The 1615-nt window shown below is 37.2% G+C and carries 2 protein-coding genes; both read left to right on the top strand.

Annotation, left to right across the window (positions count from 1 at the left end; all coding sequences use genetic code 11):
* Positions 1-56: 56 nt before the first annotated feature.
* A complete protein-coding gene (locus WKV44_10585) occupies positions 57-542 on the top strand; it encodes a transposase (GenBank protein ID MEM5948982.1) in 486 nt (161 codons plus the stop codon).
* A 17-nt stretch (positions 543-559) separates the two neighbouring features.
* A complete protein-coding gene (locus WKV44_10580; GenBank protein MEM5948981.1) occupies positions 560-1576 on the top strand; it encodes an IS3 family transposase in 1017 nt (338 codons plus the stop codon).
* The last annotated feature ends 39 nt before the right edge of the window (positions 1577-1615 follow it).

The raw sequence follows: 1615 nt of genomic DNA, 5'->3' as shown, positions 1-1615 counted from the left end.
CCCTATATGTCAAGATAGATGACAGTAAAAATATTTAGGAAGGAGTCATCTATACTATGAAATACAGCACTGGGTTTAGGAACAATGTATTAAAGAAAGTATTGCCACCTGAAAACAGATCAATAGCAGAAGTAAGCAAAGAAACAGGAGTGAGTGAACAGACAATCAGGATCTGGATACTAAAACTAAAGAATGATAGTCTTAATCCACAGGAAGGAGAAATATCTCCTGAACAAAGAAGTCCTGCAGAAAAGATGTCACTGATATTTGAGAGTAAATCCCTTACTTTGGAAAAGAAAGGGGAATGGCTAAGAAAAAATGGTATTCATAGTGAACATCTGGTACTATGGGAACAGGAGTTAAGAGATTATATGAATAACAAGACAAACAGAGATAAAGAAATTATAAAAGAGCAGAAAAAGAAAATAAAAAAACTGGAAAAAGAACTTAAGAAAAAAGAGAAAGCACTTGCAGAAATGGCAGCACTTTATACTCTTAAAAAAAAAGCAGAAGAAATCTGGGGGGAAAGAGAGGAAGATTAATCCCTCAATCGGATAGATTGCTGGCTGTAGAGCTCCTGGATGAAGCTGTAGCAAATGGGGCCAGGTTATTTAAAGCTTGCGAAGTTCTCGATATATCAGTCAGAACATACTACAGATGGAAGTCCAATAAAACAGGAGATTTACGTAAAGGAGCAGCCAAGAGAGTTCCAAGGAAACTTACAGAAGTTGAGAAAAGAGAGATTATAAATATCTCTTGTAGTGAAAGGTTTGCAGATAGCAATCCATATCAAATAGTTGCAATTTTATTAGAAGAAGGTATTTATATTGCAAGTGTCAGCACTTTCTACAGGGTTTTAAGGGAGTATGATCTTGTTCATCATAGACGAAAAGGCAGAGCTGGCACAGCTAAAAAAGCTCCTCCGGAGCTTGTTACAACAGGTCCGAATCAGGTCTGGAGCTGGGATATTACGTGGCTTAAAAGCAGCATAATGGGAATGTATTTCTATGCTTATGTGGTTATTGATGTCTGGAGCCGTAAAATAGTTGGTTGGGAGATTAATGTAAAAGAGTCCGATAAAATAGCTTCGGAACTATTTAAAAGGCTTGCATCTGAGCAGAATATTAGAGGTATTAGACTGCATTCTGATAATGGGAATCCTATGAAAGGAGCAACCATGCTCATGACGCTTTATAAGCTTGGAGTCATCCCGTCATTCTCAAGACCCAGAGTAAGTGACGATAATGCCTATTCTGAAAGCCTATTTAAGACACTTAAATATACAGCAGGATTCCCCAAGTGTTTCTCTGACCTTAGTCATGCTCGAGCCTGGATGGCAGATTTTGTTAACTGGTATAATACCAAACACCGGCATTCGGGAATAGGCTATGTGACACCACAACAAAGACACTCAGGAGAAAGCAACATAATTATGAAAAAAAGAAATCAGACATTAGCAAAAGCTTATGCTTTAAAACCCGAAAGATGGAGTTTAAAACCAGCATTCTGGAATGACATAAAAAAGGTGTATCTTAATCCTTCATGCAAAAAACTAAAGGCATCTCAATGTGCATAAATTATTCAAAAATTGTGACAACTTTCTTGACATATTCCG

Source organism: Spirochaetia bacterium 38H-sp (assembly GCA_039023545.1).
GTDB classification, from domain to species: domain Bacteria; phylum Spirochaetota; class Spirochaetia; order Winmispirales; family Winmispiraceae; genus Rarispira; species Rarispira pelagica.
The sequence above is the reverse complement of the archived record's forward strand: the minus strand, read 5'-3'. Positions and strand labels throughout refer to the sequence as shown.

Bases quoted from the DNA above. Each gene is read 5' to 3' on its own strand.
- WKV44_10585 (MEM5948982.1), top strand. From the start codon at position 57: ATGAAATACAGCACTGGGTTTAGGAACAATGTATTAAAGAAAGTATTG.